Origin of the sequence: Hyphomonas atlantica corrig., from assembly GCF_017795365.1 — a bacterium.
Taxonomy (GTDB): Bacteria; Pseudomonadota; Alphaproteobacteria; order Caulobacterales; family Hyphomonadaceae; genus Hyphomonas; species Hyphomonas atlantica.
This window is the reverse complement of sequence record NZ_CP051254.1, coordinates 2,660,741-2,684,066: the sequence shown is the minus strand read 5'-3', so window position 1 is coordinate 2,684,066 and position 23,326 is coordinate 2,660,741. Positions and strand designations below refer to the sequence as shown.

Annotated in this window: 20 protein-coding genes and 2 tRNA genes; 14 read left to right on the top strand and 8 right to left on the bottom strand. The window is 53.9% G+C overall.

Features of this window, described 5'->3' with window-relative positions; genetic code table 11:
• Positions 1-3 precede the first annotated feature (3 nt).
• From bamA to lpxB, 6 genes are read left to right on the top strand one after another with little or no spacing between them, the layout of a single operon-like run.
• Positions 4-2,559: an outer membrane protein assembly factor BamA gene (gene bamA / locus HF931_RS12980; protein ID WP_035555073.1), complete on the top strand. Its 2,556-nt coding sequence runs from the start codon at positions 4-6 to the stop codon at positions 2,557-2,559.
• Positions 2,560-2,587: 28 nt separating this feature from the next.
• Positions 2,588-3,178: an OmpH/Skp family outer membrane protein gene (locus tag HF931_RS12975; protein WP_272983146.1), complete on the top strand. Its 591-nt coding sequence runs from the start codon at positions 2,588-2,590 to the stop codon at positions 3,176-3,178.
• Positions 3,179-3,231: 53 nt separating this feature from the next.
• Positions 3,232-4,209, top strand: a complete 978-nt coding sequence (gene lpxD / locus HF931_RS12970; protein WP_241764243.1) for a UDP-3-O-(3-hydroxymyristoyl)glucosamine N-acyltransferase — start codon at positions 3,232-3,234, stop codon at positions 4,207-4,209.
• A gap of 36 nt (positions 4,210-4,245) precedes the next feature.
• Positions 4,246-5,034 carry an acyl-ACP--UDP-N-acetylglucosamine O-acyltransferase gene (lpxA, locus tag HF931_RS12965; protein ID WP_035555082.1) on the top strand — a complete coding sequence of 263 codons (789 nt, stop codon included), beginning with the start codon at positions 4,246-4,248 and terminating at the stop codon, positions 5,032-5,034.
• A gap of 6 nt (positions 5,035-5,040) precedes the next feature.
• Positions 5,041-5,883, top strand: coding sequence for an LpxI family protein (locus HF931_RS12960; RefSeq protein ID WP_035555085.1), 843 nt, complete (start codon positions 5,041-5,043; stop codon positions 5,881-5,883).
• Positions 5,880-7,046 (top strand): lipid-A-disaccharide synthase, encoded by a 1,167-nt coding sequence (lpxB, locus tag HF931_RS12955; protein WP_035555090.1) that lies wholly within the window; start codon positions 5,880-5,882, stop codon positions 7,044-7,046. Before HF931_RS12960 ends, lpxB begins: the two co-directional genes overlap by 4 nt.
• 11 nt (positions 7,047-7,057) lie before the next feature.
• Here the strand turns inward: lpxB and HF931_RS12950 are convergent, their stop codons facing one another.
• The 4 genes from HF931_RS12950 to HF931_RS12935 form a co-directional block, all read right to left on the bottom strand.
• Positions 7,058-8,143, bottom strand: a complete 1,086-nt coding sequence (locus HF931_RS12950) for an FAD-dependent oxidoreductase (protein WP_273240416.1) — start codon at positions 8,141-8,143, stop codon at positions 7,058-7,060.
• A gap of 6 nt (positions 8,144-8,149) precedes the next feature.
• The gene (gene rlmJ / locus HF931_RS12945; protein WP_051602893.1) at positions 8,150-8,947 is read right to left on the bottom strand and encodes a 23S rRNA (adenine(2030)-N(6))-methyltransferase RlmJ; all 798 of its coding nucleotides are present in this window, start codon (positions 8,945-8,947) and stop codon (positions 8,150-8,152) included.
• A 60-nt stretch (positions 8,948-9,007) separates the two neighbouring features.
• Positions 9,008-10,744, bottom strand: coding sequence for a M28 family metallopeptidase (locus tag HF931_RS12940; protein WP_273240414.1), 1,737 nt, complete (start codon positions 10,742-10,744; stop codon positions 9,008-9,010).
• 95 nt (positions 10,745-10,839) lie between these two features.
• Complete coding sequence (locus HF931_RS12935) at positions 10,840-11,733, bottom strand: pirin family protein (protein ID WP_273240412.1); 894 nt, start codon at positions 11,731-11,733, stop codon at positions 10,840-10,842.
• Positions 11,734-11,962: 229 nt separating this feature from the next.
• On the opposite strand from HF931_RS12935, the gene HF931_RS12930 reads away from it, so the two are divergent.
• The 3 genes from HF931_RS12930 (at position 11,963) to clpX (ending at position 15,080) form a co-directional block, all read left to right on the top strand.
• The gene (locus HF931_RS12930; protein WP_273240410.1) at positions 11,963-12,955 is read left to right on the top strand and encodes an alpha/beta fold hydrolase; all 993 of its coding nucleotides are present in this window, start codon (positions 11,963-11,965) and stop codon (positions 12,953-12,955) included.
• Between the two features lie 112 nt (positions 12,956-13,067).
• A complete protein-coding gene (locus tag HF931_RS12925) occupies positions 13,068-13,691 on the top strand; it encodes an ATP-dependent Clp protease proteolytic subunit (RefSeq protein WP_035555101.1) in 624 nt (207 codons plus the stop codon).
• Between the two features lie 126 nt (positions 13,692-13,817).
• Positions 13,818-15,080: an ATP-dependent Clp protease ATP-binding subunit ClpX gene (clpX, locus tag HF931_RS12920; RefSeq protein WP_035555104.1), complete on the top strand. Its 1,263-nt coding sequence runs from the start codon at positions 13,818-13,820 to the stop codon at positions 15,078-15,080.
• Between the two features lie 174 nt (positions 15,081-15,254).
• Here the strand turns inward: clpX and glnA are convergent, their stop codons facing one another.
• Both glnA and HF931_RS12910 read right to left on the bottom strand, forming a co-directional pair.
• The gene (gene glnA, locus HF931_RS12915) at positions 15,255-16,664 is read right to left on the bottom strand and encodes a type I glutamate--ammonia ligase (protein WP_370171250.1); all 1,410 of its coding nucleotides are present in this window, start codon (positions 16,662-16,664) and stop codon (positions 15,255-15,257) included.
• 60 nt (positions 16,665-16,724) lie between these two features.
• On the bottom strand, positions 16,725-17,063 hold the full coding sequence (locus HF931_RS12910) for a P-II family nitrogen regulator (RefSeq protein ID WP_027837435.1): 339 nt from the start codon (positions 17,061-17,063) through the stop codon (positions 16,725-16,727).
• Between the two features lie 355 nt (positions 17,064-17,418).
• Between HF931_RS12910 and HF931_RS12905 the strand changes: the two genes are divergently transcribed.
• The 4 genes from HF931_RS12905 to HF931_RS12890 all read left to right on the top strand — a co-directional run bounded on the left by HF931_RS12905 (position 17,419) and on the right by HF931_RS12890 (position 20,470).
• Positions 17,419-17,958 carry a histidine phosphatase family protein gene (locus tag HF931_RS12905; RefSeq protein WP_035555110.1) on the top strand — a complete coding sequence of 180 codons (540 nt, stop codon included), beginning with the start codon at positions 17,419-17,421 and terminating at the stop codon, positions 17,956-17,958.
• Positions 17,959-17,967: 9 nt separating this feature from the next.
• Complete coding sequence (locus HF931_RS12900; protein ID WP_035555112.1) at positions 17,968-19,410, top strand: NAD(P)H-hydrate dehydratase; 1,443 nt, start codon at positions 17,968-17,970, stop codon at positions 19,408-19,410.
• A 66-nt stretch (positions 19,411-19,476) separates the two neighbouring features.
• A tRNA-Leu gene (locus HF931_RS12895) sits at positions 19,477-19,561 on the top strand.
• 111 nt (positions 19,562-19,672) lie between these two features.
• Positions 19,673-20,470, top strand: a complete 798-nt coding sequence (locus HF931_RS12890; RefSeq protein WP_035555115.1) for a crotonase/enoyl-CoA hydratase family protein — start codon at positions 19,673-19,675, stop codon at positions 20,468-20,470.
• Here HF931_RS12890 and HF931_RS12885 read toward each other — a convergent pair.
• Both HF931_RS12885 and HF931_RS12880 read right to left on the bottom strand, forming a co-directional pair.
• On the bottom strand, positions 20,467-21,666 hold the full coding sequence (locus HF931_RS12885) for a CaiB/BaiF CoA transferase family protein (RefSeq protein WP_035555118.1): 1,200 nt from the start codon (positions 21,664-21,666) through the stop codon (positions 20,467-20,469). The genes HF931_RS12890 and HF931_RS12885 overlap by 4 nt on opposite strands.
• 110 nt (positions 21,667-21,776) lie before the next feature.
• A tRNA-Ser gene (locus tag HF931_RS12880) sits at positions 21,777-21,866 on the bottom strand.
• Positions 21,867-22,090: 224 nt separating this feature from the next.
• On the opposite strand from HF931_RS12880, the gene HF931_RS12875 reads away from it, so the two are divergent.
• Entirely contained in the window at positions 22,091-23,311 is a 1,221-nt protein-coding gene (locus HF931_RS12875) for a septal ring lytic transglycosylase RlpA family protein (protein ID WP_035555121.1), read from the top strand.
• Positions 23,312-23,326: the final 15 nt, after the last annotated feature.

Below are 23,326 nucleotides of genomic sequence, written 5' to 3'. Positions count from 1 at the left end.
ACGATGCGTAAGTTCCTTGCAGCAACCATGATGGCGAGCAGTGTTCTGGCTGTGAACACGGCTCTGGTTCCCATGGGAACTGCTGATGCTCAGGAAGATAGTCGATATGGCGGCACGATCCGATCGATCATCGTTGAGGGCAATCAGCGAATCGAAGCGAGAACGGTACAGTCTTATCTGCTGGTGGAACCGGGCGACGCATTTGACCCTGACCGTATCGATCTTTCCCTTAAGACGCTGTTTGCAACAAACCTGTTCGCGGACGTTTCAATTGACCGGGTAGATGACAATCTCGTCGTGCGCGTGGTGGAAAACCCGATCATCAACCGTGTGGTGTTTGAGGGCAACAGCGCGCTTGACGACGATAAACTTCGAGAAGATATCCAAGCTGCGCCTCGCGGTATTTTTACCGCGGCTCGTGTCCAATCAGATGTTCAGCGCATTTTGGAGCTTTATCGCCAATCAGGTCGTTTTGCTGCCAAAGTCGAGCCGCAGTACAAGCCGCTTGAGCAGAACCGGGTTGATCTGATATTCGAGATTACAGAAGGCCCGGTCACCGGCGTTCGAGCGATCAACTTCATCGGGAACGAAGCATATTCGGACTCGCGCCTGCGCAGCGAGATCGTCACACGTCAGTCGCGCCTGTGGCGTTTCTTCAGCTCGAACGACAATTACGATCCAGGGCGCCTTGAATACGACCGGGATCTTCTTCGCCAATTCTACCAGAACAATGGCTATTACGATTTCCGCGTAACGTCTGCTGTCGCGGAGCTGACGCCCGACCAGAAAGACTTCTACATCACCATGACGGTGGACGAGGGGCGTCAGTATTACTTCGGCGAAGTGAAGGTCGAAACGGCGCTTGAAAAGCTTGACGCCAATGCGTTGCGCCGCGCTGTTCCGATCCAGACTGACTCTCTATTCCGGGGAGATTCAATTGAAGATACGATCGATGCGCTGACTTATGCGGCGGGTATTGCGGGATACGCTTTCGTTGACATCCGTCCTCAGATTGATGTGAACCCGGAAACCGGCCTGATTGACGTGACCTTTGCTGTCGACGAGGGGCCTCGCGTCTATATTGATCGCATCAATATTGTCGGAAATACGCAAACTCTGGACCGGGTCATTCGGCGGGAACTTCGAATTGCAGAAGGTGACGCGTTCAACCGTATTTTGCTCGACCGTTCAAAGAACCGCGTGCGGGCGCTTGGTTACTTCAAGGAAGTCGAGGTCATTGAGACGCCTTCCGATCAGCCAGATAGAACCATTGTTGATATCAAGGTTGAAGAACAGCCGACTGGCGAATTGTCCTTCGCGGCCGGTTTTTCATCCGTTGATGCGTATCTGCTGGATGTCAGTGCGTCCCAACGAAATCTGCGTGGGCGCGGGCAGTCTGTGGTCGCACGTGTTTCTGCTTCGAGTCGGCAACAGATCCTGGATTTCCGGTTTACAGAGCCGCGATTGTTCGATCGAAACCTTTCGGGCGGTATTGATGCATTTGCGACGCGCCAGGATTACGAAGACTATTCTGGCTTCAGCAGCGAAACGATTGGCGCGGGCGTGCGTTTGGGCTTCCCTCTGACGGAGCGAATGCAGCTTGGCTTGAGCTACCGTCTGCAGGCGGATGAAGTGAACGTACTCGACCGCAATTATATTATCGATGAGAACGGCTTCTTCATCACAGATCGAATTCAGACCGCCGGGCAGGATACGCCGGACGATATTTCTGATGACCGGTACCGCTTGGTCGAAGAAGGCGATGCTGGTGCGGGACAGCGCGTCGTGGACCAGTGCTCTCGCGACTATGTTCTGAGAGATCCGATTTGTCGTGCAGAGCGAAGCGATATCTCTAGTATCATCGGGTACAACTTCTTCTGGGATCGAACGAATGATCCTATCCGCCCATCTCGTGGTTTTGACTTCCGCTTCAGTCAGGATTTGGCCGGTCTGGGCGGCGATGTTAAATATTTGCGAACGGAATCCAGCGCCACGGCATATCGGGGTATTTGGCGCGATATGATCGCGAGTGTTCGCCTCTCAGGCGGATACGTTTTCCCATTGGAAGACAATCAAGGCGTTCGGATCAACAATCGCTTCTTCCGGGGTGGCAGCACGTTCCGTGGATTTGATGTTGCTGGTATTGGACCTCGCGAGATTGTCAGGGTTGTGGATCCTGAGACGGGCGAAGTTGTTCAAACGCGGCGCCTGAATTCGCAAGGGGGCAACGTCTATTATCAAGGCACAGCGGAATTGAGTTTGCCCAACTTCCTGCCGGAAGAATATGGCATTCGGAGCGCGCTGTTTGCTGAGGCGGGTGCATTGGGATCGCTGCGCGGTCCGGATGTGGGGCCAACCATTTACTTTACCGACACAACAACTGGGCTGCCTGCAGTACGTCTGACGAAAACCGCCGCGTCGCTCAGGGCATCTGCCGGATTGAGTGTTTTCTGGGACTCGCCATTTGGGCCAATTCGCTTCGACTTCTCGCAGATCCTCAGGCGTGAAGATTATGACCGGACTGAAACGTTCCGGTTCTCAACATCAACAAGATTCTAAATTCCAAGCCGAAAGACAGGAGACTAGAATGTCCCGCATCAAGAATTTCTTCCTCGCAATTGCGATGTCAGTCGCAGCAATTGGTTTTATCTCACCTGCCGCTATGGCGCAGGGAACCACCGTAATCACCATTGATGAAGCTAAGATTCTCCGTGACAGCAAGGCTGGTCAGGATATTCAGGCAAAACTCAAGAACATCGAAAATCAGATCAACACGGAGCTTTCTCCGACAAAGACGTCTCTTGAAACAGAGGGCCAGTCGATCAACGCCGAGCTTCAAGGCAAGACTCGAGAGCAAATTGCAGGCGATGCTGCTCTTGTTACGAAGTTGAACACTTATGAGAAGAAGGCGAGCGATTTCGCAAAATCTCGTCAGAAAGCTTCGAACGAACTTGCTCTAACTGAGCGTCAGGCGCTGGTGGACTTTAACAAAGCGCTTGAACCGGTTCTCTTGCAGGTCGTCAGCGAAAAGAACGCTCAAATCGTCCTTTCAAAAAGCTCGGTCATCTACGGTGTGGATGCAGTAGACGCGACAGCACTCGTTATCAGCAAGCTCGACGCTGCAACGCCTACCATTTCAGTTGTTCGCAAGCGTATTCCTGAGCAACCCGCTCAATAATTGAGAGTGTCCCCGTGCCTGTAGACGTACGTTTTTATGCGCCTGTAGGTGCTTTGTCGCTCGGTGAACTGGCTATCAAAACTGGTTCGGCGTTAAGCGGCAAAGAGGATTTGGAGATAACCGGGATCTCCTCCGCCGAGAACGGTCGGCGGGGAGATCTCGGGTTTCTCGATGGAGATGGAAAGTCGACTGGTTCGATCAGCTCCGATATCTCCGCACTAGTCGTAAATGAAGCAAACCGAATAAATGTGCCGGATGGCATACCTTTTCTGGTGTCTGCCTTCCCACGGCACGTTCACAGTGTGGCTGCCGGAATTCTATTCCGGGCCCGACAGCTGGACTGGGGCGGTGAGGAGTTGGTTTCACCTGATTCCGTTATTGATGAGTCTGCAAAACTAGCCCCCGGCGTTGTGGTGGCACCCGGTGCAGTCATCGGAGCGGGGACTTTCATTGGCGCGAATGCCGTCATTGGGCCTGGTGTTCAAATAGGCCAGAATTGCCAGATCGGTCCGGGTTCCAGCATCCAATGCGCTCTGATTGGTGATCATGTTAAGTTGCTTGCTGGCGTGCGCATTGGTGAAGCTGGTTTCGGGGTAATGCCTGGCCCAAATGGTCCAGAAGATGCGCCCCACTACGGGCGCGTTATCTTGCAGGATCACGTCACCGTTGGCGCGAACTCATGCATCGATCGCGGCGCCTTCGATGACACGATCGTTGGAGAGCGGACTCGTATCGATAATCTCTGCCAAATAGCACATAATGTGGTTCTCGGGCGTTCAGTTCTTGTTGCGGCCTTTGGCGGAATTTCCGGTTCCGTGAAAGTGGGTGATGGCTCGATGCTCGGTGGGCGCGTTGGGATTGCTGATCATGTCGTGGTGGGTGAGGGGGTGTCGCTCGCCGCATCTGCTGGTCTCTTCCGAGACGTAGAGGACGGTCAGACGTGGGGAGGAACACCGGCCAAACCGATCCGTCAGTGGATGCGGGAAGTGGCATGGTTGCAGAAAAACTCAAATCCGAAGAAAAAGGGTTAGACGGCATTCTGGCCGTTTCAACTCGTTTGGGATAACATGTCCGCACACATTCATTCGACGGCTTATGTAGAGGATGGAGCCATCCTGGGCGACGGAGTCCAGATCGGACCATTCTGCCACGTTGGACCCCACGTAACGCTAGGCTCTGGCGTTGTTCTTAAATCTCATTCGGTCGTTACTGGTCACACCGAGGTGGGAGCAGGCTGCGTACTGCATCCACACGCTGTCATCGGTGGCCTGCCGCAAGTTATCGGATTTGAAGAGACCCCGGAGTCCAGACTGGTTGTCGGCAGCAATTGCGTCTTCCGTGAATACGCAACTGCGCATTCTGGAATGCCCAAGTTCGGCGGGCTGACGACGATTGGCGACAATTGTTTCGTAATGATCGGCGCCCATGTGGCGCATGATAATCAGATTGGCGACAATGTGGTCATGGCAAACAACGTCTCCCTGGCAGGGCATATTACCGTTGGAGATAATGTTTGGTTTGGTGGTTTAGCCGCAGTGCATCAATTTTCGAGGATTGGGCGCAACGCTTTTATCGGGGGCGGCGCAATTGTGGTAGAAGATGTCATCCCATTCGGATCAGTCGTTGGCAACCACGCTAAACTTTCTGGCCTCAACATGGTCGGTTTGAAACGTCGAGGTTTTTCCAAAGCACAAATTCAGGGTATTCGCGCAGCGTACAAGGCCATCTTCCTTGGCGAAGGTTTGTTCAAGGATCGATTGGACCAAGCCAAAAAAGACTTCGCGAACAACGAGCTCGCCATGGAAATCATCGCTTTCATCCGCGAAAGTGAACGCCCAATTTGCAAACCGGGCTAAAAGCACATGGCGCCACTTGGTATCATCGCTGGACTTGGAGATCTCCCCGTTGCTATTGCGGAGCATGCAGTCGAGAGCGGGCAGGGTGCGTACGTTCTCCGACTGAAAGGTTTCGACGACCCTGGACTTGCAAAGTTTCCTGGAGATCTCGTGGGAATTGGAGAAGTTGGTGGAATTCTCAAAAAACTGAAGTCTGCAGGATGTGAAGAAGTAGTCTTTGCGGGGATTGTTAAGCGGCCGGATTTTGGCGATCTCAAGCTTGATGTCAAAGGCGTCACCCTTTTGCCGAAGGTTCTTTCAGCCGCGAAAAAGGGCGACGATGCTTTGCTGCGCGTGTTGGTGCGCGAGTTCGAAAAACAGGGCTTCAAGGTTCTGGGTAGCCACGAAGTTCATGCCAAGCTACTCGCTCCGGAAGGTGTAATTGCTGGTGCAAAGCCAACCTCAGAACAGATGGAAGATATTCTGCATGGAGCGCGTGTGGCATCGGCAACCGGCGCGCTTGATATCGGCCAAGGGGCAGTCGTTTGTGAGGGCTTGGTCTTGGCAGTTGAGGCGCAGGAGGGAACCGACTCTATGCTTGAGCGGTGTCGAACCTTGCCGGAAGAGATCCGGGGCACAGAGTTCGCGCGAAAGGGCGTATTGGTAAAGCGTCCGAAGCCGGGGCAGGAACTGAGAATTGATCTGCCAACCACTGGCGTCTCGACGGTAGAAAAAGTGGCCGCAGCGGGGCTTGCAGGATTAGCAGTTGAGGCTGGCGGTGCGCTGTTGCTCGATCGCCGGAGAATGGTTGAGCGGGCCGAAGAGCTTGGGGTCTTCATTTATGGCTTCGCTCCAGAGGATGAAGCGTGAGCAAGCCCCGCATCTACATGGTTGCCGCAGAACCGTCTGGCGACCTTCTTGCCAAGGAAGTCGTACAGAAAATTCGCCTAGATAGTCCAGAGGCGCACATTTCCGGAATTGGTGGACGAGAACTCAAGAGCGTGGGGATTGACTCACCGGTCGACGTGTCTCCGTTATCGATCCTCGGCTTTTTTGAGGGCATCAAGGCCTATGGTGATGTTGTTCGACTAGCGGATGAGGCCGCGGCCGAGATCATAAAGGATACTCCTGACGTTGTTGTTTTAGTCGACTCTTGGGGATTTATGCTACGGGTCGCTCAGAGAGTTCGCGCGCAAGCTCCAGATATTCGCCTTGTTAAACTGGTAGGGCCGCAAGTTTGGGCAACGCGGTCAGGGCGGGCAAAGACACTTGCGTCTACTGTTGATCACCTTCTGTGCATCCACGATCTGGAAGTTCCTTTTTACGAGCCTTTTGGCCTGAAGACGACGGTCATAGGCAATCCCGCAATTTCTCGACACGTGGAGGGAAATGGTCAGAGGTTTCGGGAAGCCAACGGCATTCCTGGGGATCGCCAACTTGTTCTTGTGTTGCCGGGCAGTCGACCAAGTGAAATCAAGAGAGTGGCGCCGGCACTTGTGAATGCTGCACAGCACTTGAAGCGTGATAATCCAGAATTGTCGCTTGTATTTATGCCGGCAGAGAACGTCTCCAAGTATTTTAAGTCTTCTTACTCCGATGTCGGAGATTGGGCTCTAATATCTGACGATGCTGAATCGCGATACGATGCGATGGCGGCAGCGGACTTGGCGCTCGCGTGTTCCGGGACGGTGACGACCGAACTGGCTATGCAGGATACACCAATGATCGTTGCGTATCGTACAGGCTGGATCACATGGGCGTTAGCCCGGGGATTGCTCTACAAAAAGACCCACATCTCGCTTCTCAATATTGTGAGCGATGATCAGGAGATTATTCCAGAGTTTGTTCAAACGCGGCAGAAGCCAGAGCTGATCGCATCTTTGGCGCAGCAATGGTTGCGTGATCCGAAGTTGCTAGCTTCACAGTTGGCTCGTCAGCGGGTGGCGCTGGAAAAAATGAAAGAGGGCGAACGAGACGCGAGTGAAATTGCGGCGAGTGTTATTCTTGAAGAAGCCCATTTGCGACGTTCCTGAGCGATATCAGATCAGCCCCGTACAAATGATTGATCAATGAGTTTCTTCAGGCTCCACAGACCCGGAGCCTTGAGTGTGTGACCCCATTTTTCTGCGATCGCTGACTTTCCACCCAGGCTGACAAGCTTGAGATAGTCCGTTTGTGGTTGGAAGCTACGCAGCGAGTTACCGGACATATATGCGATCAGATTGCTCATCAGAAGTTGGCCTTGTCGAACTGCGTATACGCCTGCCTTGGGAATGCTTTCGCCCATAAAATGTGCCGTGTCGCCTGCGAGGAATACGCTTTCATGTGAGACCGACTGCAATGTAGGCAAGACCATCGGAAACCCATTGTCGGTCGCCAGGCCTGACTCTTCGAGCCAGTTTGCAGCGTGCGCGCCAGTCGCCCATACTATTTGGCCAGCTTTTACTGTTTCGCCGGAACTAACACGCACTCCATTTGGTGTAATTACGTGAGCGGACGTATTTTCATGAACACCAATGCGGAATTCGGATAGTTTCCGCGCCAGCGATTTTTTCAAACTGGAGGCTGCAGACCCCAAAATCTCAGAACGATCGATGACAGTAATTGGTACATCGTCAGGAATGCCGGAAGTGCGTGCGTAATGTCGTATTGCAAGACAAAGCTCTACACCGCCCAATCCACCACCAATTATAGCCATTCCTTTGGATAGGTCGTGTCTCACTTCCAGCCATTGGTCCACAAATTTGCGCATAGGCTTCACTGGTGTGGAACTTGGCGAAGCACATGTATCTGGTGGAATTGATGTGACGCCAATATTGATTGAAGTAACATCGAAGTCGTAGGCCGCTCCTGAACGTCCTTCGAACTGCTTCCGCTTTAAATTCAGAGCGCAGATTTCATCTTGTAGAAATTGGACGCCAGCATTGGAGCATAAGCGCTTTAGATCCACTTCGATTTCATTTTGTTTGAAATGGCCGGCAACAAACCCCGGCACCATGCCGCTATAGACAGACGACGTATCGGGATCGATCAATGTGATAGACGCCGGAGGATAGCGACGCTTCGTGAGCGAGCGCAAAGCCATTATGTGCGCGTGTCCGCCGCCGATTAAAAGCAGTCGTATCGTCACTTTTCGTTACTTACCCAGTGGCTTGTCTGACCACCAGGATTGCAGCGCGGACGAAATCGCAAGGCATTCGGAATCTGAAGATTTCGGACCATTGAAGACTACCATGGCTGATCCTTCGAGGGCGGTTTCTTTCTGAGCGTCAACTGGCCATCTTGCGCCATAGACTCGGCAATCGCCTAGAGTTGTCAGGTACTCGCCAAACTCAGTTTCTCTTCCGTCGCGAAAGAGGGGGAGCCAAAGCATGAGTAGGCTTTTCGGCCAACGTTTCAGTGCCTTTGGTGTCCACAGCGCCAGAGCATCAATATCGCGTGCTGTTTCGTAGCTTGGATCAACCAAACATACGAGCCGTTCACGGCTTCTCGGCGACAGTTTGAGGGCGCTTGCATAGCCATCCACTTTCTTGATCTGAATTCGATCATCTGAACCCAATGCGTCGGAAAGGGCCTTGTGTTCGGCGGGATGCCTTTCGAACAAGATGAAGCGTGTATCAGGCGGCAGCAGCGTTTGTGCGTGAGCAGGTGAACCCGGGTAAGAGCGAATACCCGATTGTTCGACGAACTCTACCCATGGCCTCAAAGGTTTTGGGCCACGGCCATTCAGCATAGAGATTATGCCATCTCCAGCTTCATTTCCTTTTCGTGCTTGTGCGCCTTCCAGATCGTATCGGCCACGTCCTGAATGGGTTTCCACATACAGTAGCGGCTCGCCGGAATCGGCAAGCGCTTTCAGGGTCGCATGCAGAACGGCATGTTTAAGGACATCTGCTCTGTTTCCTGCATGAAAGCCATGTTGATATGAGAGCATAGATTGACACCTTCAACAGTTTGCTAGTCCCCGCCAGACTGGGCAGGGACCAGCAAACGACTATTCTTCCAAGCTCTGCTTACGAATTGCCTCAAATTCGTTGCCTTCATACCAAGTGGGCCAGTCATCAGACTGAGCGATGCGGAGCCCGACTTGATAGAGAGCCTGAATGTCTTCTTCAAATCCGGAAAGATCCCAGCCATCCGAATATTCGTCCATGGGCTTGTGATAGCGCTCTGCAGTGTACACTGCTGCCGCTGCTTTGCCTGCTGCGACGCCACCATCCAGTTTGTCCTGACCACCATCAGCGTACAGCATGGGAACGCCTTTCTTGGCGAGAGAAATATGATCTGAGCGATAAAAATAGCCTGCTTCTGGCTTTGAGTCGGGCTTTATCACTCGGTCCTGTTCCACGAGGACGTCTCGCAAGATATCTTCCAGTTCGGACGCTCCGTATCCGACGACCACCATATCCTTCGTGCGACCTATCGGAAGTGCGCCATCCATATTGATGCCTGCTACGACTTGGCTGTGAGGGATCAAAGGGTTTTCGGCGTAGAAGGCCGAGCCCAACAATCCTGATTCTTCAAGCGTCACAGAAAGGAACAAGGCTGACCGTTCGAGATCGTCAGCGGCCATTGCCTCAGCAATTTCGAGCAAGGCAGCGGAACCGGTGGCGTTGTCGACAGCGCCGTTGAAGATCTGATCTTGATAAAAGTCTTCCCCTGGAGCGCCTGTTTTTTCTTCGGACTTCTTGCCGAGATGATCCCAATGCGCCGTATACAGCACGTATTCATCGGGAGTGACTTTCCCAGTCAGCTTTCCGACAACATTACGGCTTTCCAATTGGTCAATTGACTGTGAGATTTTGCCGCTTGCTTTTACACCTTCGAGAGGCACCGGCGTGAAACTGTTTGATTTTGCCTGCTGCTTGAGGGCTTCCAGGTCGAGCCCAGCACTCGCAAACAATTCTTCTGCTGTATCTCGAGTGATCCATCCTTCAAGCATCGCGCGGTCCGCTCCGCCGTCGGAACGTACGAGGTCGGATTGGGCGCCGCTCCACGAATTGGAGACAACATCCCACCCATAGGAGGCAGGCTCCGTTTCGTGGATAATGATCGCGGCGGTTGCACCTTGCCGAGCGGCCTCTTCAAACTTGTAGGTCCAGCGACCATAATAGGTCATTGCCTTACCTTTGAAGAGCTCTGGGTCACCAGTTGCAAAACCTGGATCGTTTACCAGCATGATGACAGTTTTGCCTGAGAAGTCTGCGCCGGCGTAGTCGTCCCATTCATATTCAGGGGCGACTGAACCATATCCTACAAAGACAACATCGGTCGCATCGAATGAAAGCTCGTTCTTGTCTTGATGCTTGGTCCAGAAGACAACGTTTTCCTTTGGCGTGAGTGGCAGGGCCGTTCCGTCTGGCTTCGTAAGTTGGAAGTGGGAGTTCTCCGTATCGACGGTCTGGTTCACCATTTTGACAGTTTGGAAGAAGGTTTCATCCTCTCCGGCTGGAGATAGACCAATTCGAGCCATCTCAGCGGCAATCCAGTCTGCCGAAGCTTCGCCAGCTTCGGTTCCAGGGCCACGCCCTTCAAACGTATCGTCGGCCAACGTCTTGATCCGAATTGCCAGATCCTCAGAAACAATAGCGGGGCTCGTCTGTTCGGGAAGGGGCAACAATAGTTCGGTTTCATCCGCCGAAACTGTATCTGGTTCGATGTCGTTCGAATTGTCTTGAGCACCGCAGGCAGAAAGGGCGGCAATTGATACGGAGATAAGCAGTCGCTTCATGAATCTGTCCTCGTCGCAGGCAATGTTTGAGAGTTGTCTGGCATGCGGTTTATCAATCGGCAAGGAAGCGCCTGTTCAGAATATTATGCCTCTTATCAATGGGGAAGTGGAATCCACTCACTTTGGTCGCCGGGGACAGCGGGAAATCTGTGCGTCCCTCCGTCCCTGATGGCGGTTGTCCAGTCTTCTCTTGCCGTGGTGATCTTGGCTGTATCAGACGAGACGAAATTCCAGTCCATTTTGCGAGGGGCATCAAGAGGAGCGCCCCCGCACAGAATTGCAATGGAATCCTTTTCCAAGTTCACACTGACGTCCAAACCACTTTCGAGCACGGCCATGTCTTGCGCTTGTAACTGAGTGTCGTCGACAAATGCTGAGCCACTGACGAGATAGAGCGCGCGCTCTGTTGCCAAGTCAGAAGGCAGTGAAATGGCGCAGTCTTGATGCGTTGTTATCGTCAAATAGAGGATATCACTTGGGAAGCTCACGGGAGACGAATGCCCCCAAGCCGCGCCTGCCAATAGTTTGATACTCGCATCGCTGAGATCAAACAGTGGAAGACTTTCGGCTGGATGATGAACGAATTGTGGAGCGCAGTCTTCTTCTTCCACGGGCAGCGCTACCCAAGTTTGTATCCCATGAAGGCGCTGTCCAGCGCGTTGCTGCAAATCGGGCGTGCGCTCGGAGTGGACTATCCCGTGACCGGCCGTCATCCAGTTCACGGCGCCGGGTTCTACAACCAGATCTGTGCCGAGCGAGTCGCGATGCCGAATGGCACCTTCAAACAAGTACGTGACAGTTGATAGTCCGATATGCGGGTGAGGCCGAACATCGAAGCTGTTTCCCGGTGCATACGTTGTTGGGCCGAAATGATCAAAGAAGACAAAAGGGCCGACTGATCTTCGAGCGCGATAAGGCAGAATGCGCCTTACGACAAAATCGCCACCAAGGTTGTGGGTTCTGGGGGGAATGAGGTTCTCAATTGCCACTGGAAGATGCCTCTTTCTTTGCTTTCACTTATCAGTCGATCGCATTTCAAACTGTGCCGATCATTGCGCAGCAACTTCGAGCGTTTGTCTAGACGGCACAGGTTGAATAGGGCTATAGTGAGCAAATGATCACACTTAGTTGCAGAGCGCACGTTAAATGAGAAACCCATCAAATCGTGACAGCAGCGACCTCTTCAGGCGGCTATCCAAAGTTTGCGGGTGGAGCGGCGTGACTATTGTCATCGCGTACGCGCTTTTCTTGCTGTCTGGGTGCGTGAGCCCCGTCACAATCGGTGCCGTAGAGCGGTCGGCAACTTATTTCGCAGAGTCTGGTTTTCAGCCGGATCGCGAAGTCTTTGTATCGCATGATGGTGCTGAATTGGGGCTGACCGTCTGGCCCGCGGAAGGGATCGACGATCCCGAATACGTTGTTGTCGGGGTTCATGGCATGAATGACTTCGCAAACGCGTTCTTTATGGCGGCGCCATATTGGGCGGAGAGAGGCGTAACAACGTACGCCTATGACCAACGTGGCTTTGGGCGATCGCCTGGCAGGGGACTCTGGCCGGATGAAGAGCTTTTGCGGAAAGATCTTCGTACCGCAGTTTCTATTGCGCGGCATGAGCACCCTGAAGCAAGAGTTGCGGTGATTGGAATCTCGATGGGAGCAGCAGTTGCCATATCGGCTTTTGGCTCTGACGACCCTCCTGATGCCGATCTTCTTATCGCGTCCGGACCAGGCCTTAGAGGCTGGGGAGCCATGAATCCAATATACAAGGCCAGTCTATGGATGTCAGCGCACACAAACCCGGGTTGGATTGTGCGGCCTCCGGCTCGTTTCGTGCGAATCGAACCGAGCGATAATATCGAAATGCTTAGGGAGATATGGGCGAACCCCCTGATGCTGCGGCAGAACAGAATTGATCAGGTATACGGCGTCGTTACATTGATGGAGACCGCGCATAAAAGAGCAGCGAGGATCCCTCAAGTTATTCCCACGCTCATGTCATACGGCGCGAACGATTATGTTGTACCGGAAGAGGGGGTAAAACGAACTGCGAAAGTTCTGCCCGAACATGTGCGCACAGTATACTATGAAGCCGGGTATCATATGTTGCTGAGAGACCTGCAGTCCGAACGCGTGCATGAGGACTACCTGGCGTTCATAAAGGATCCGGGTGGCCAGTTGCCAAGTGGTTCACCAGAATGGCCCTTCCGGTAACTGTTTCCACAGCGGAATGCCTCTTGCAGTGTTGGATGCGTAGACAAATATACGTCTCTCTGCCACTTCTGTGCGGTAAAGATTCCTTTGTGAAAACATCAAGGCCTGATTCATGACGACTTCCTTCCAGACAGCGCTCAATCTTGTTCCAATGGTTGTGGAGCAAACGAGCCGCGGCGAGCGGGCCTTTGATATCTTCTCGCGTCTTTTGAAAGAGCGCATCATCTTTGTGACCGGTGGAATCGATGACGGGATGGCGGCGCTAATTACGTCCCAGCTCCTGTTCCTCGAATCCGAAAACCCGAAGAAAGATATTGCGATGTATATCAACAGCCCCGGCGGATACGTTTCGTCTGGCCTCGCGATCTACGACACCATGCAGTACATTCGTTGCCCCATTTCGACAGTTTGCATCGGTCAGGCTGCCTCTATGGGCTCTTTGCTTCTGGCGGCAGGGGAAAAAGACATGCGTATCGCTTTGCCTAATGCGCGGGTGATGCTGCATCAGCCATCTGGCGGCTACCAAGGCGTCGCAACTGATATTGAACGCCACGCTGAGGAAATTATCGAACTGAAGCGGCGGCTGAACAACATCTATGTTCGCCATACTGGCCAGGACTATGATGTGATCGAAAAGAAACTGGACCGTGATACCTTCCTGACGGCAGAAGAGGCCAGGGAATTTGGCATTGTTGACAAAGTATTTGAACGCCGAACGGCCGAGGATGATAAATAGTCGACTCATCCACCATCAGTGCGGCCTGGCTCTTGCAGGGCGGGCCCAGACGCCTATTGTTTCAACAATCGACCGAACACGGCGTCTTAAAGACGAAATTAAGCCTTATCCGGCATTGAGGACGGCATGACAAAACAAAATGGCTCAGGCGATTCCAAGAACACGCTCTACTGTTCGTTCTGTGGAAAAAGCCAGCATGAAGTAAAGAAGCTGATTGCCGGCCCGACCGTGTTCATCTGCGATGAATGCGTTGAACTGTGCATGGACATCATTCGCGAAGAGAACAAGACCTCAATGGTCCGCTCTCGTGAAGGCGTGCCTACGCCGCAAGAGATCTGCGACGTGCTGGATGACTATGTCATCGGGCAGACGCACGCAAAACGTATTCTGTCCGTTGCGGTTCACAACCATTACAAGCGCCTGTCTCACGCAGGGAAGACCGACGGGGTCGAGCTCTCCAAGTCCAACATTTTGTTGGTAGGACCAACCGGTTGCGGCAAAACTCTGCTGGCACAGACGCTGGCACGCATTCTTGATGTGCCATTCACGATGGCGGACGCCACAACGCTTACCGAGGCTGGGTATGTTGGCGAAGACGTTGAGAACATCGTTCTCAAGCTGTTGCAGGCCGCTGACTACAACGTCGAGCGTGCGCAACGTGGCATCGTTTATATTGATGAGATCGACAAGATTTCCCGTAAGTCCGACAATCCGTCGATAACGCGCGACGTGTCTGGCGAGGGTGTCCAGCAAGCGCTTCTCAAGATTATGGAAGGCACTGTTGCCGCTGTTCCGCCACAGGGTGGTCGCAAGCACCCACAGCAGGAATTTCTGCAGGTCGACACGACGAACATTCTTTTCATTTGCGGCGGCGCATTTGCCGGGCTCGACAAAATCATTTCCTCACGCGGTGAGGGAGCCTCCATCGGATTTGGCGCATCCATAAAAGATTCGGAAGAGCGCGGTGTTGGTGAAATTCTTCGCAATACCGAACCGGAAGACCTTCAGCGCTTCGGGCTCATTCCGGAGTTCATCGGGCGTTTGCCTGTGATCGCAACGCTCGAAGACCTGGATGAGAAGGCGCTTATCAAAATCCTAACAGAGCCGAAGAATGCTCTCCTGAAACAGTATCAGAAGCTGTTCGATATGGAGAATGTTGAGCTTACCTTCACACCCGAAGCGCTCACGGCAGTCGCCCGTCGGGCGATCGCTCGTAAAACCGGCGCTCGGGGACTACGCTCCATCATGGAAGGTATTTTGCTTGATACGATGTTTGAGCTGCCAAATCTGCGCGGTGTAGAAGAGGTCGTGATCAATGGCGAAGTGGTAGAGGGTAATTCAGAGCCGCTCTACGTGCACGCCAAGAAGAGCCAACCTGAGGCAGGCTGACCTCTCAACGATTTTTATAACATTGAAAAACGCCCTGATCGATTGATCGGGGCGTTTTCTTGTATACGGGTCTGTTGAGCTTAGAGCCCGTCTTTTCTCGAATTTCTGATAAAGAAGAGGCCGGTATCTTGCGATACCGGCCTCTACAAGGGTTAGAGGAGAGAGAACAGGCCCCTAGACCTTGTAGTACATGTCGAATTCCACCGGATGCGGGTGGAGTTCATAGCGCATGTTCTCTTCCATCTTGAGCTCAATATAAGCATCGATCTGGTCGTCATCGAACACGCCGCCCTTGGTAAGGAATGTACGGTCTGCATCGAGCGCTGCAAGCGCTTCTCGCAGTGAGCCGCACACTTGCGGGATCGACTTCGCCTCTTCAGGCGGCAGATCATAGAGGTCTTTGTCCATCGCGTCGCCAGGATGGATCTTGTTCTCGATGCCATCGAGGCCAGCCATGAGCAGGGCAGCGAAAGCGAGATACGGGTTCGCGGTCGGGTCCGGGAAGCGCGTTTCGATACGCTTTGCTTTCGGATTGGAACCGAATGGGATCCGGATGGAAGCAGAACGGTTGCGAGCCGAATAGGCAAGCATAACCGGAGCTTCATAACCTGGAACCAGGCGCTTGTAGCTGTTCGTTGAAGGGTTCGTCAGAGCATTCAGCGCGCGAGCGTGCTTGATGATGCCGCCGATGTAATAAAGGCAGGTCTCAGAAAGGCCGGCATACTGGTCGCCCGCGAACAATGGCTTGCCGCCGGACCAGATGGACTGGTGAACGTGCATACCAGAGCCATTGTCGGCAAACATTGGCTTCGGCATGAATGTCGCTGTCTTGCCGTACGACGCCGCCACGTTGTGGATGACATATTTGTACAGCTGAAGGCGGTCAGCCATCGTTGTAAGGGTTGAGAACTTCAGACCAAGCTCATGCTGTGCCGGAGCCACTTCATGGTGATGCTTCTCTGGATGTAGGCCAATGTCGCCCATAACGGACAGCATTTCTGAACGCATGTCCTGCTCAGAGTCGACTGGCGGTACCGGGAAATATCCACCCTTCGGACCCGGGCGGTGACCCATGTTGCCCATTGGGTATTCTTTATCCGTATTTGCCGGCAGCTCGGTCGAGTCGAAGCTGTATCCTGTCTTGTGTGGATCGGTGGACCAACGGACATCGTCAAAAACAAAGAATTCCGCTTCTGGGCCGAAGAACACGGTGTCGCCAACGCCGCTCGACTTTACATAGGCTTCTGCCTTCTTGGCGGTCGTGCGCGGGTCGCGATTGTATGCCTGTCCGGAGATCGGATCGAGAATATCGCACATCACTGCCAGCGTTGTCTGCTGGAAGAACGGGTCAATGATCGCACTGCTGGTGTCAGGCATGAGAACCATGTCGGACTCGTTGATGGCTTTCCAGCCAGCAACAGATGATCCGTCGAACATTTGGCCCTCGGTGAAGAAGTCATCTTCGACCATGTCCTTATGGAAAGACACGTGCTGCATCTTGCCGCGCGGGTCCGTAAAGCGAAGGTCGACGTACTGAACGTCTTCATCCTTCATGAGTTTAAGCAGATTTTCGGCCATTGGAATTTGCCCTCCAGTAAACAGCTCTTTTTCGTATGGGTATTCGTAATTAAACGCGCAGCCTTTTTACAGGGCTGCGTCGCCTGTTTCGCCGGTGCGGATTCTGACCGCATCGGTGATGTCAGAGATGAAGATCTTGCCGTCGCCAATCTTATCGGTGTGGGCGGCTTTCTTGATCGCATCCACGGCACCTTCGACTGCAGAGTCAGCCAAAACGATCTCGATTTTCAGCTTCGGAAGGAAGTCGACCACGTATTCTGCGCCGCGATACAATTCAGTGTGTCCGCGCTGACGACCAAAGCCTTTTGCTTCAACAACGGTCATGCCTTGCAAGCCAATTTCCTGCAGCGCTTCTTTCACATCATCCAGTTTGAAAGGTTTGATGATCGCCTCGATTTTTTTCATGGCCCGTGTCTCCCAGCCGGTTGGTTTGTGTAAGCAACGGGTATGCGCCTTCTTTGATTGAAGCGAGACCCATAGGGACACTTAGCATCACGTTGCGTTTGCGTGATCAGATTTTGGACTTCACTGCATCGAAATTGCGCATTTTATAGGCGCATGCCCCGGAAGTGTTGAAGAAACAAGCTCGGTTGGGAACCGCCTTCAAGCCTGATAATTGCGCAGATACTCGGTAGTAAGCCGATATCGGTTTGAAATCAGTCTCCCGATGGGCCAAGCAAAGCATCTGGGAAGGCCCAGAGTCTGGCGAGCACGCTATCATTGGGCAAAAAGAATCGATCTGCGATCAGAAGGGGGAAATATGCTGTATTTGATCCGACACGGCGAAGCTGCGGCCGGCTGGGGGAATCACCCCGACCCTGACCTTAGCGACCTTGGACGTCGTCAAGCGGATGCCGTAGCTCACGAACTCGAGGCGTTTGGCATCCAGCACATCATATCAAGCCCAATGAAAAGGTGCCGACAAACGGCACGTCCTCTGGAAGAGCGACTAGATATTGACGCAGAAGTCGTAAACGAAGTTTCAGAGATACTGACACCCCCGGGAATTGAGGATCGCGTAGCCTGGCTTCGTGATTTCATGGGCGGGACGTGGGCCTCTGAAGCAAAATCGCATGTTGAGTGGCGTGATGCGATCGTTCGCAAACTACTTATCATTCCAGATAATACAGCGGTGTTCAGCCACTTCGTCGCCATTAATGCGGTCGTGAGCAAATTGCAGAACAGGCCGGAGGCGCGCGTTTTCAGTCCTACATATTGCTCCGTCACTGTGCTGAAGCGCGTCGGGGATCAACTGGAAGTACAGCGATTAGGGAGCGAATCTGAAACTCGCGTGCTATGAGCCAGTCTTATGGGCAGACCTATACTTACACCGCAGGAAATGCGGGCCGCTGAAGAGAAGCTCTTTTCGACCGGCGTGGACAGCTTCAAGTTGATGCAGCAGGCAGGCAATGCCGTTGCAGAATTCGTGCATGCAAATTGGCCCGAGGGGAGGATACAGGTTCTTTGTGGTCCCGGCGGAAATGGCGGAGACGGATTTGTGGCTGCAGCCGCGCTCGCCAAACTCTGGCGAGATGTCGACGTTTATTGTCTTGTGCCAGCCGAAAAGCTTGAAGGAGACTCCGCTAAAGCAGCTGCTGAATGGGGCGATGAGATCAAGCCGCTTGAAGCTGCATTGGATGCGCCACATGACATCGTCCTGGATGCCCTCTTCGGAGGTGGGCTTTCCCGACCACTGGAAGGAGCAGCTGAAAAACTGGCAGCGCGCGGCGGGCGAGTCATTTCGATAGATGTGCCTTCGGGAATTCATGGCGAGTTGGCAAAGCCTTTGGGTGCGTGTTTCCGCGCCGAAGGCACGATCACCTTCGCAGCACTCCGCCCAGCACATGTGTTGATGCCGAGTGCCGCGTATTGTGGCGGCGTGTTCGTGGCAGATATTGGAGTGCCGGTCCAAACCAGTCTTTTGGAGAACTCCCCTTTGTTGTGGGGACGTAGGCTTCCTCAACCGGGGCAGGGCAGCCACAAGCACGCGCGCGGGCATCTGGCAGTCGTGAGTGGCAACATTATCTCCACAGGCGCCGCGCGCCTCGCAGGTCGCGCTGGTCTTCGCGCAGGCGCGGGCCTCGTCACAATGTTATCCCCGCCCGACGCTATCGCTGTAAATGCCAGCCATTTGACGGCGGTCATGCTGAAGGAAGTCGCAGATGCTGAGCAATTGCGCGCAGCCATCGAGTCGGCGAGTGTCGTGATTTTGGGGCCTGCTGCTGGCATCAACACCTCAACCAGGGAAAATGTGGAATGCTTGCTCTCGTCAAATTGCAGAGCCGTGCTGGATGCAGATGCTTTGACAGTTTTTTCTGATGATCCTGGAGCGTTCTTCAAACAACTTCGACCAGATGATTTGATCACGCCCCATATCGGTGAATTCAACAGACTGTTTGGCGACCTCTTGGAAACGGAGCCGAATAAAGTCGAAGCCACAAGAAAGGCTGCGCAACTTGCGGGGTGCGTCGTTCTTTTGAAAGGGCCGGATACGGTGATTGCCCGCCCAGACGGACCTGCAATCGTTAACACTCATGCGACGCGCTGGCTTGCCACTGCGGGATCGGGCGATGTTCTTGCCGGTATCGCGGGCGGTCTGATTGCTCAGGGTGTTGATACGTTCACAGCAGCCGCCATGGCAAGCTGGCTTCACGGTGAGGCGGGAAGGCGTATCGGAGCTGGCTTGATCGCAGAGGATCTGGAGGCAGAACTTCCCGATATTCTTAGCAGCCTCCACGGCGAACATCTCTAATTTCGCAGCATATTGGCCTTATGGGAGTTGAAGCGTTGGGAGAGCTCGCGTAGGAACACGCGTCATGCGGATGTGGCGGAATTGGTAGACGCACTGGATTTAGGTTCCAGCGCTGCAAGGCGTGGAGGTTCGAGTCCTCTCATCCGCACCACTTTTCCAAATCGACAGTGCGTCACCGCGCGGAAAACGGCCGATTGGCCGATGGACATATCCTGCGTCTCCTGCCAGCTAGGGCTGTAGAAAACGCGGAGGATTTCCAGACATGTCTATTGTGACAACAGAGAAGCGCGGATCCATCATGATCCTGACGCTAAATCGCCCGGATAGCTTAAACGCGCTTGGCGCCGAAGGCGACGGAACCGCGATTGCAGCCGCCTGCAACGACATTGTGGCGGACCCGAGCATCCGATGTGTGATCCTGACAGGCGCAGGCCGGGCATTCTCTGCGGGCGGGGATGTTAAGGCTATGAAAGAAGGAACAGGGGCGTTCGGTGGCGCGCCGCATGACATCCGTGAAGGGTATCGCCGAAATATCCACCTGATTGTGAAGTCTCTTTATAATCTTGAAGTCCCGATGATTGCCGCAGTCAACGGACCAGCTATTGGGCTTGGGTGCGACGTCGCTTGCATGGCGGACATTCGGATCGCATCTGATCGCGCGAAAATGGGCGTAACGTTCCTCAAATTAGGTCTCATTCCCGGCGATGGTGGTGCTTGGTTGCTGCCACGCTTGATCGGTTCATCACGTGCCGCTGAGCTTCTGTTTACTGGGAAGGTCATTGACGCCGCTACAGCAGAGGAGTGGGGGCTCGTGTCGAAGGTTGTGCCTGGCGACAGCCTGATGGATGAGGCGATCGCGCTGGCCGAACAGATTGCCGCTCAGCCGCCGCAAGCCCTGCGCCTTGCCAAGACACTGATGCGCCATGGCACGAATTCTTCCTACGAGACGATTATGGAGATGTCGGCTGCCTCTCAGGCCCTCATGCACAAGACAGAGGACCATATGGAGGGTGTCGACGCGATTCTCGAAAAACGCAGCCCGGAATTCAAAGGTCGCTAGTAAACAATTCCATCGGAGTAGAGAGACTTGATGGTCTCGGCCGACAGGCCGAGGCCGCCAAGCACATCCGCTGTGTGCTGGCCAAGCGCAGGTGAGGGGCCCTTGGGGCCGTCGTCAGCGCCAGGGAAGCGAACTGGAGACGCAGGCGACGCATATGTTGAGCCGTCGCCCTTCGCACTGGGAGTCTGAACAATAGCGCCTGCCGCGATGGCTTGTGGATCTTTTGCGACTTCCGCGAGTGTTTGTACCGGTGCCCAAGCAAGCGACTCCGCGTCTAGGCGTTTCGCCATTTCTGCTTTGTCGAACTTCCCGAATCCTTCGTCCAGAATATCTACGACTTCGGCTTTGTTCTTTCGGCGTGCTTTGGCAGATGTGAAGCGCTCATCTTCTATCAATTCTTCCCGGCCAATGGCGCGACATATGGGCCCCCAATCGACTTCTCCCTGACGAGACACAAGGCAGATCCAACTTCCATCTTTTGTCTCGAAGAAGTTGGTGATCGGCACGTTTTGCTCATGACGAGTCTTGGTCGATGCAACACGATCAAAGAATAGCTGGATCGCGAAATCAGATCCCAGAGCATACAAACCAGCGCGAAAGAGAGAAGCTTCGACCAATCTTCCCTTGCCGGTTCTGCCAGCTTCAACGAGCGCGGCGCAAATACCTGCGGCGGCGGACATGGACGTTGTGTGATCTCCGAAAGCGGTGCGAAGCGCAAAAAGATCCTCGCCCTTGGGGACGGTCAGCCGCGCTACGCCTGTGCGGCTCCAGAAGCTGGCAATGTCAAAGCCAGGGCGATTGGCATCTGGCCCCTGCAGGCCATACCCAGTCAGGGAGCAGTAAACGAGTTTCGGATTGATCTCTTTCAAACTGTCATAGTCGAGGCCAGACCGTTCCAGACCGCCAGGCCGTACGTTGGTCAGAAAAACGTCTGCGTCTGCAACGAGCTTTCGGACGAGTTCCTGACCTTTAGGCTTCGACGTGTCGACAACGATGGATTTTTTGCCGCGATTGTCGAAATCAAAAACTGGATTGTCCGCAATGTCTGTGCCGATAGTTTTAAAGAACAAGCGGATAGGGTCGCCGCCGGGGGGCTCGATTTTGACAACATCCGCGCCCCAGTCGCTGAGGATCGAGCCTGCGCCCGGTGCCGCCATATAGGTGGCATATTCAACGACTTTGATTCCTTCGAGCATGTTTCCTCCAGAGCTTCTAATTTTCGAGACTCTTGCAGGATGCTGTGACGAATGACCAGCCTTACGAAAGGTCACCTGATGGCGGTTCGTCGGGTTTTGACAGATTGGAGTGGCGGAGGAAGAGGGATTCGAACCCCCGGAGCCCGCGAAGGCTCAACGGTTTTCAAGACCGCCGCATTCAACCACTCTGCCATTCCTCCAGCGTCCCGGTGTTTCCACTACGCGCTTCGATTTTGCAAGCCCCGATCTGCGAATGGCTACTCTGGGCAAATTGTAAACGACCACCTAATATCATGATGAGAAATCGCTGAGCGAGTTCATGCTGTGTCCACCTTAGCGTGGTAAACGGATCAGGTACGGCAGAAAAGCCGGACGTTCAGGCGCAAAGCGCCGACACGAAACTCAGAATGAGGTGACATCGCGAATGCGCGTGCCAAAGACCAAGGTTCAAGACCGCCTTCCCGCCCTTTTTGCAAGTATGATTGCCGCTGCCGCGAGCGCGTCGCCCGCATTGGCGGACGCTGCTCCGATCGTCTACAAATCCGTATCTGACAGTGGTCGTGTCGCCGCCGAACGTCAGACCGTGTTTATCACGCCGGATCAGGCCCGCCCCAATGCCGACAAGGCGCGGGCGAGAGTTCAATTTAGCTATCCCGGATCGAACGCTCCACCACAGGCCAATCAAGCGGTTGAGCCCACATCGGGCGATAGTCCACATCCAGTTCGCGAATACGCCAGTATCAGCATGCCTATTCCATCGTCTGCTGCTCCCGTAGTTGCGGAGGTGGCTGCTCTAAAGGCTTTTGATCCGCGTGCAGCGGCACGAGAAGTCGCTGCGCAGCGCGAACCATCCTCAGTTGAGGTTTCACCTCTCGCAACGCTTGCTAAAACTCGCACGCCGGAGCCGAAAGAGCAGGGGATTCAGAATCAGCCGCCTCTTGCCGAACCTCGGACCATTACGCCTGATGCCGTGCCGGTCTTTGACCAGACGGGTGCAGCGACTGTCTTCGGTGACGAGTTCCAGGGCCTGCCTACTGCTAATGGAGAGTTGTTCGACCAATCCGAGCTCATGGCGGCTCATCCGAGCCTGCCTTTGCCGAGCCTGGTTCAGGTCGTGAATTTGGACACGAATGCGGAAGTTGTGGTTCGGGTAAACGACCGCGGACCGTTCGAGGATGGAGCAATGCTTCAGGTATCAGAGCGTGCTGCGACCGAACTCGGAATGGCCGGGGCAGGGCGTTTGAATGTTCGAGTCCGCTATCTTGGCCCTGCTCCGATAGCCACGCCGAAGCCACAGTCGGCGCAACTCGCACATAATACAAATACGCATGCCGCTCGCGCAGAAACATTTCAGGTGCAGCCGACGAATGTTTCCGACAATCGAAACACGCAGGCTTATCAGCCGGTTTCTGTTGGAAATTACTTCGTGCAAGTGGGTGCGTTCTCTCAAATTGGGAATGCAGAAAGCCTGATTGATAAAATGCCGGCGAATGTAAGCGCACAAATTGATCCAGCCCGCGTAAACGGAGCGGACTTTTTCAGAGTACGTGTTGGTCCATTCTCAAATCGTGATGCGGCTGACCGGACGCGTGATGATTTAGCCCGGCAAGGACTTGCAAATAGCCGCGTGGTTGCTCGCAACTGATAGTCCTGCAACACA

Coding starts and splice junctions, on each gene's coding strand:
- bamA (WP_035555073.1), top strand. CDS start 4: ATGCGTAAGTTCCTTGCAGCAACCATGATGGCGAGCAGTGTTCTGGCT.
- HF931_RS12975 (WP_272983146.1), top strand. CDS start 2,588: ATGTCCCGCATCAAGAATTTCTTCCTCGCAATTGCGATGTCAGTCGCA.
- lpxA (WP_035555082.1), top strand. CDS start 4,246: ATGTCCGCACACATTCATTCGACGGCTTATGTAGAGGATGGAGCCATC.
- HF931_RS12960 (WP_035555085.1), top strand. CDS start 5,041: ATGGCGCCACTTGGTATCATCGCTGGACTTGGAGATCTCCCCGTTGCT.
- rlmJ (WP_051602893.1), bottom strand. CDS start 8,947: ATGCTCTCATATCAACATGGCTTTCATGCAGGAAACAGAGCAGATGTC.
- HF931_RS12940 (WP_273240414.1), bottom strand. CDS start 10,744: ATGAAGCGACTGCTTATCTCCGTATCAATTGCCGCCCTTTCTGCCTGC.
- HF931_RS12925 (WP_035555101.1), top strand. CDS start 13,068: ATGACGACTTCCTTCCAGACAGCGCTCAATCTTGTTCCAATGGTTGTG.
- clpX (WP_035555104.1), top strand. CDS start 13,818: ATGACAAAACAAAATGGCTCAGGCGATTCCAAGAACACGCTCTACTGT.
- HF931_RS12910 (WP_027837435.1), bottom strand. CDS start 17,063: ATGAAAAAAATCGAGGCGATCATCAAACCTTTCAAACTGGATGATGTG.
- HF931_RS12905 (WP_035555110.1), top strand. CDS start 17,419: ATGCTGTATTTGATCCGACACGGCGAAGCTGCGGCCGGCTGGGGGAAT.
- HF931_RS12900 (WP_035555112.1), top strand. CDS start 17,968: ATGGGCAGACCTATACTTACACCGCAGGAAATGCGGGCCGCTGAAGAG.
- HF931_RS12890 (WP_035555115.1), top strand. CDS start 19,673: ATGTCTATTGTGACAACAGAGAAGCGCGGATCCATCATGATCCTGACG.
- HF931_RS12885 (WP_035555118.1), bottom strand. CDS start 21,666: ATGCTCGAAGGAATCAAAGTCGTTGAATATGCCACCTATATGGCGGCA.
- HF931_RS12875 (WP_035555121.1), top strand. CDS start 22,091: ATGCGCGTGCCAAAGACCAAGGTTCAAGACCGCCTTCCCGCCCTTTTT.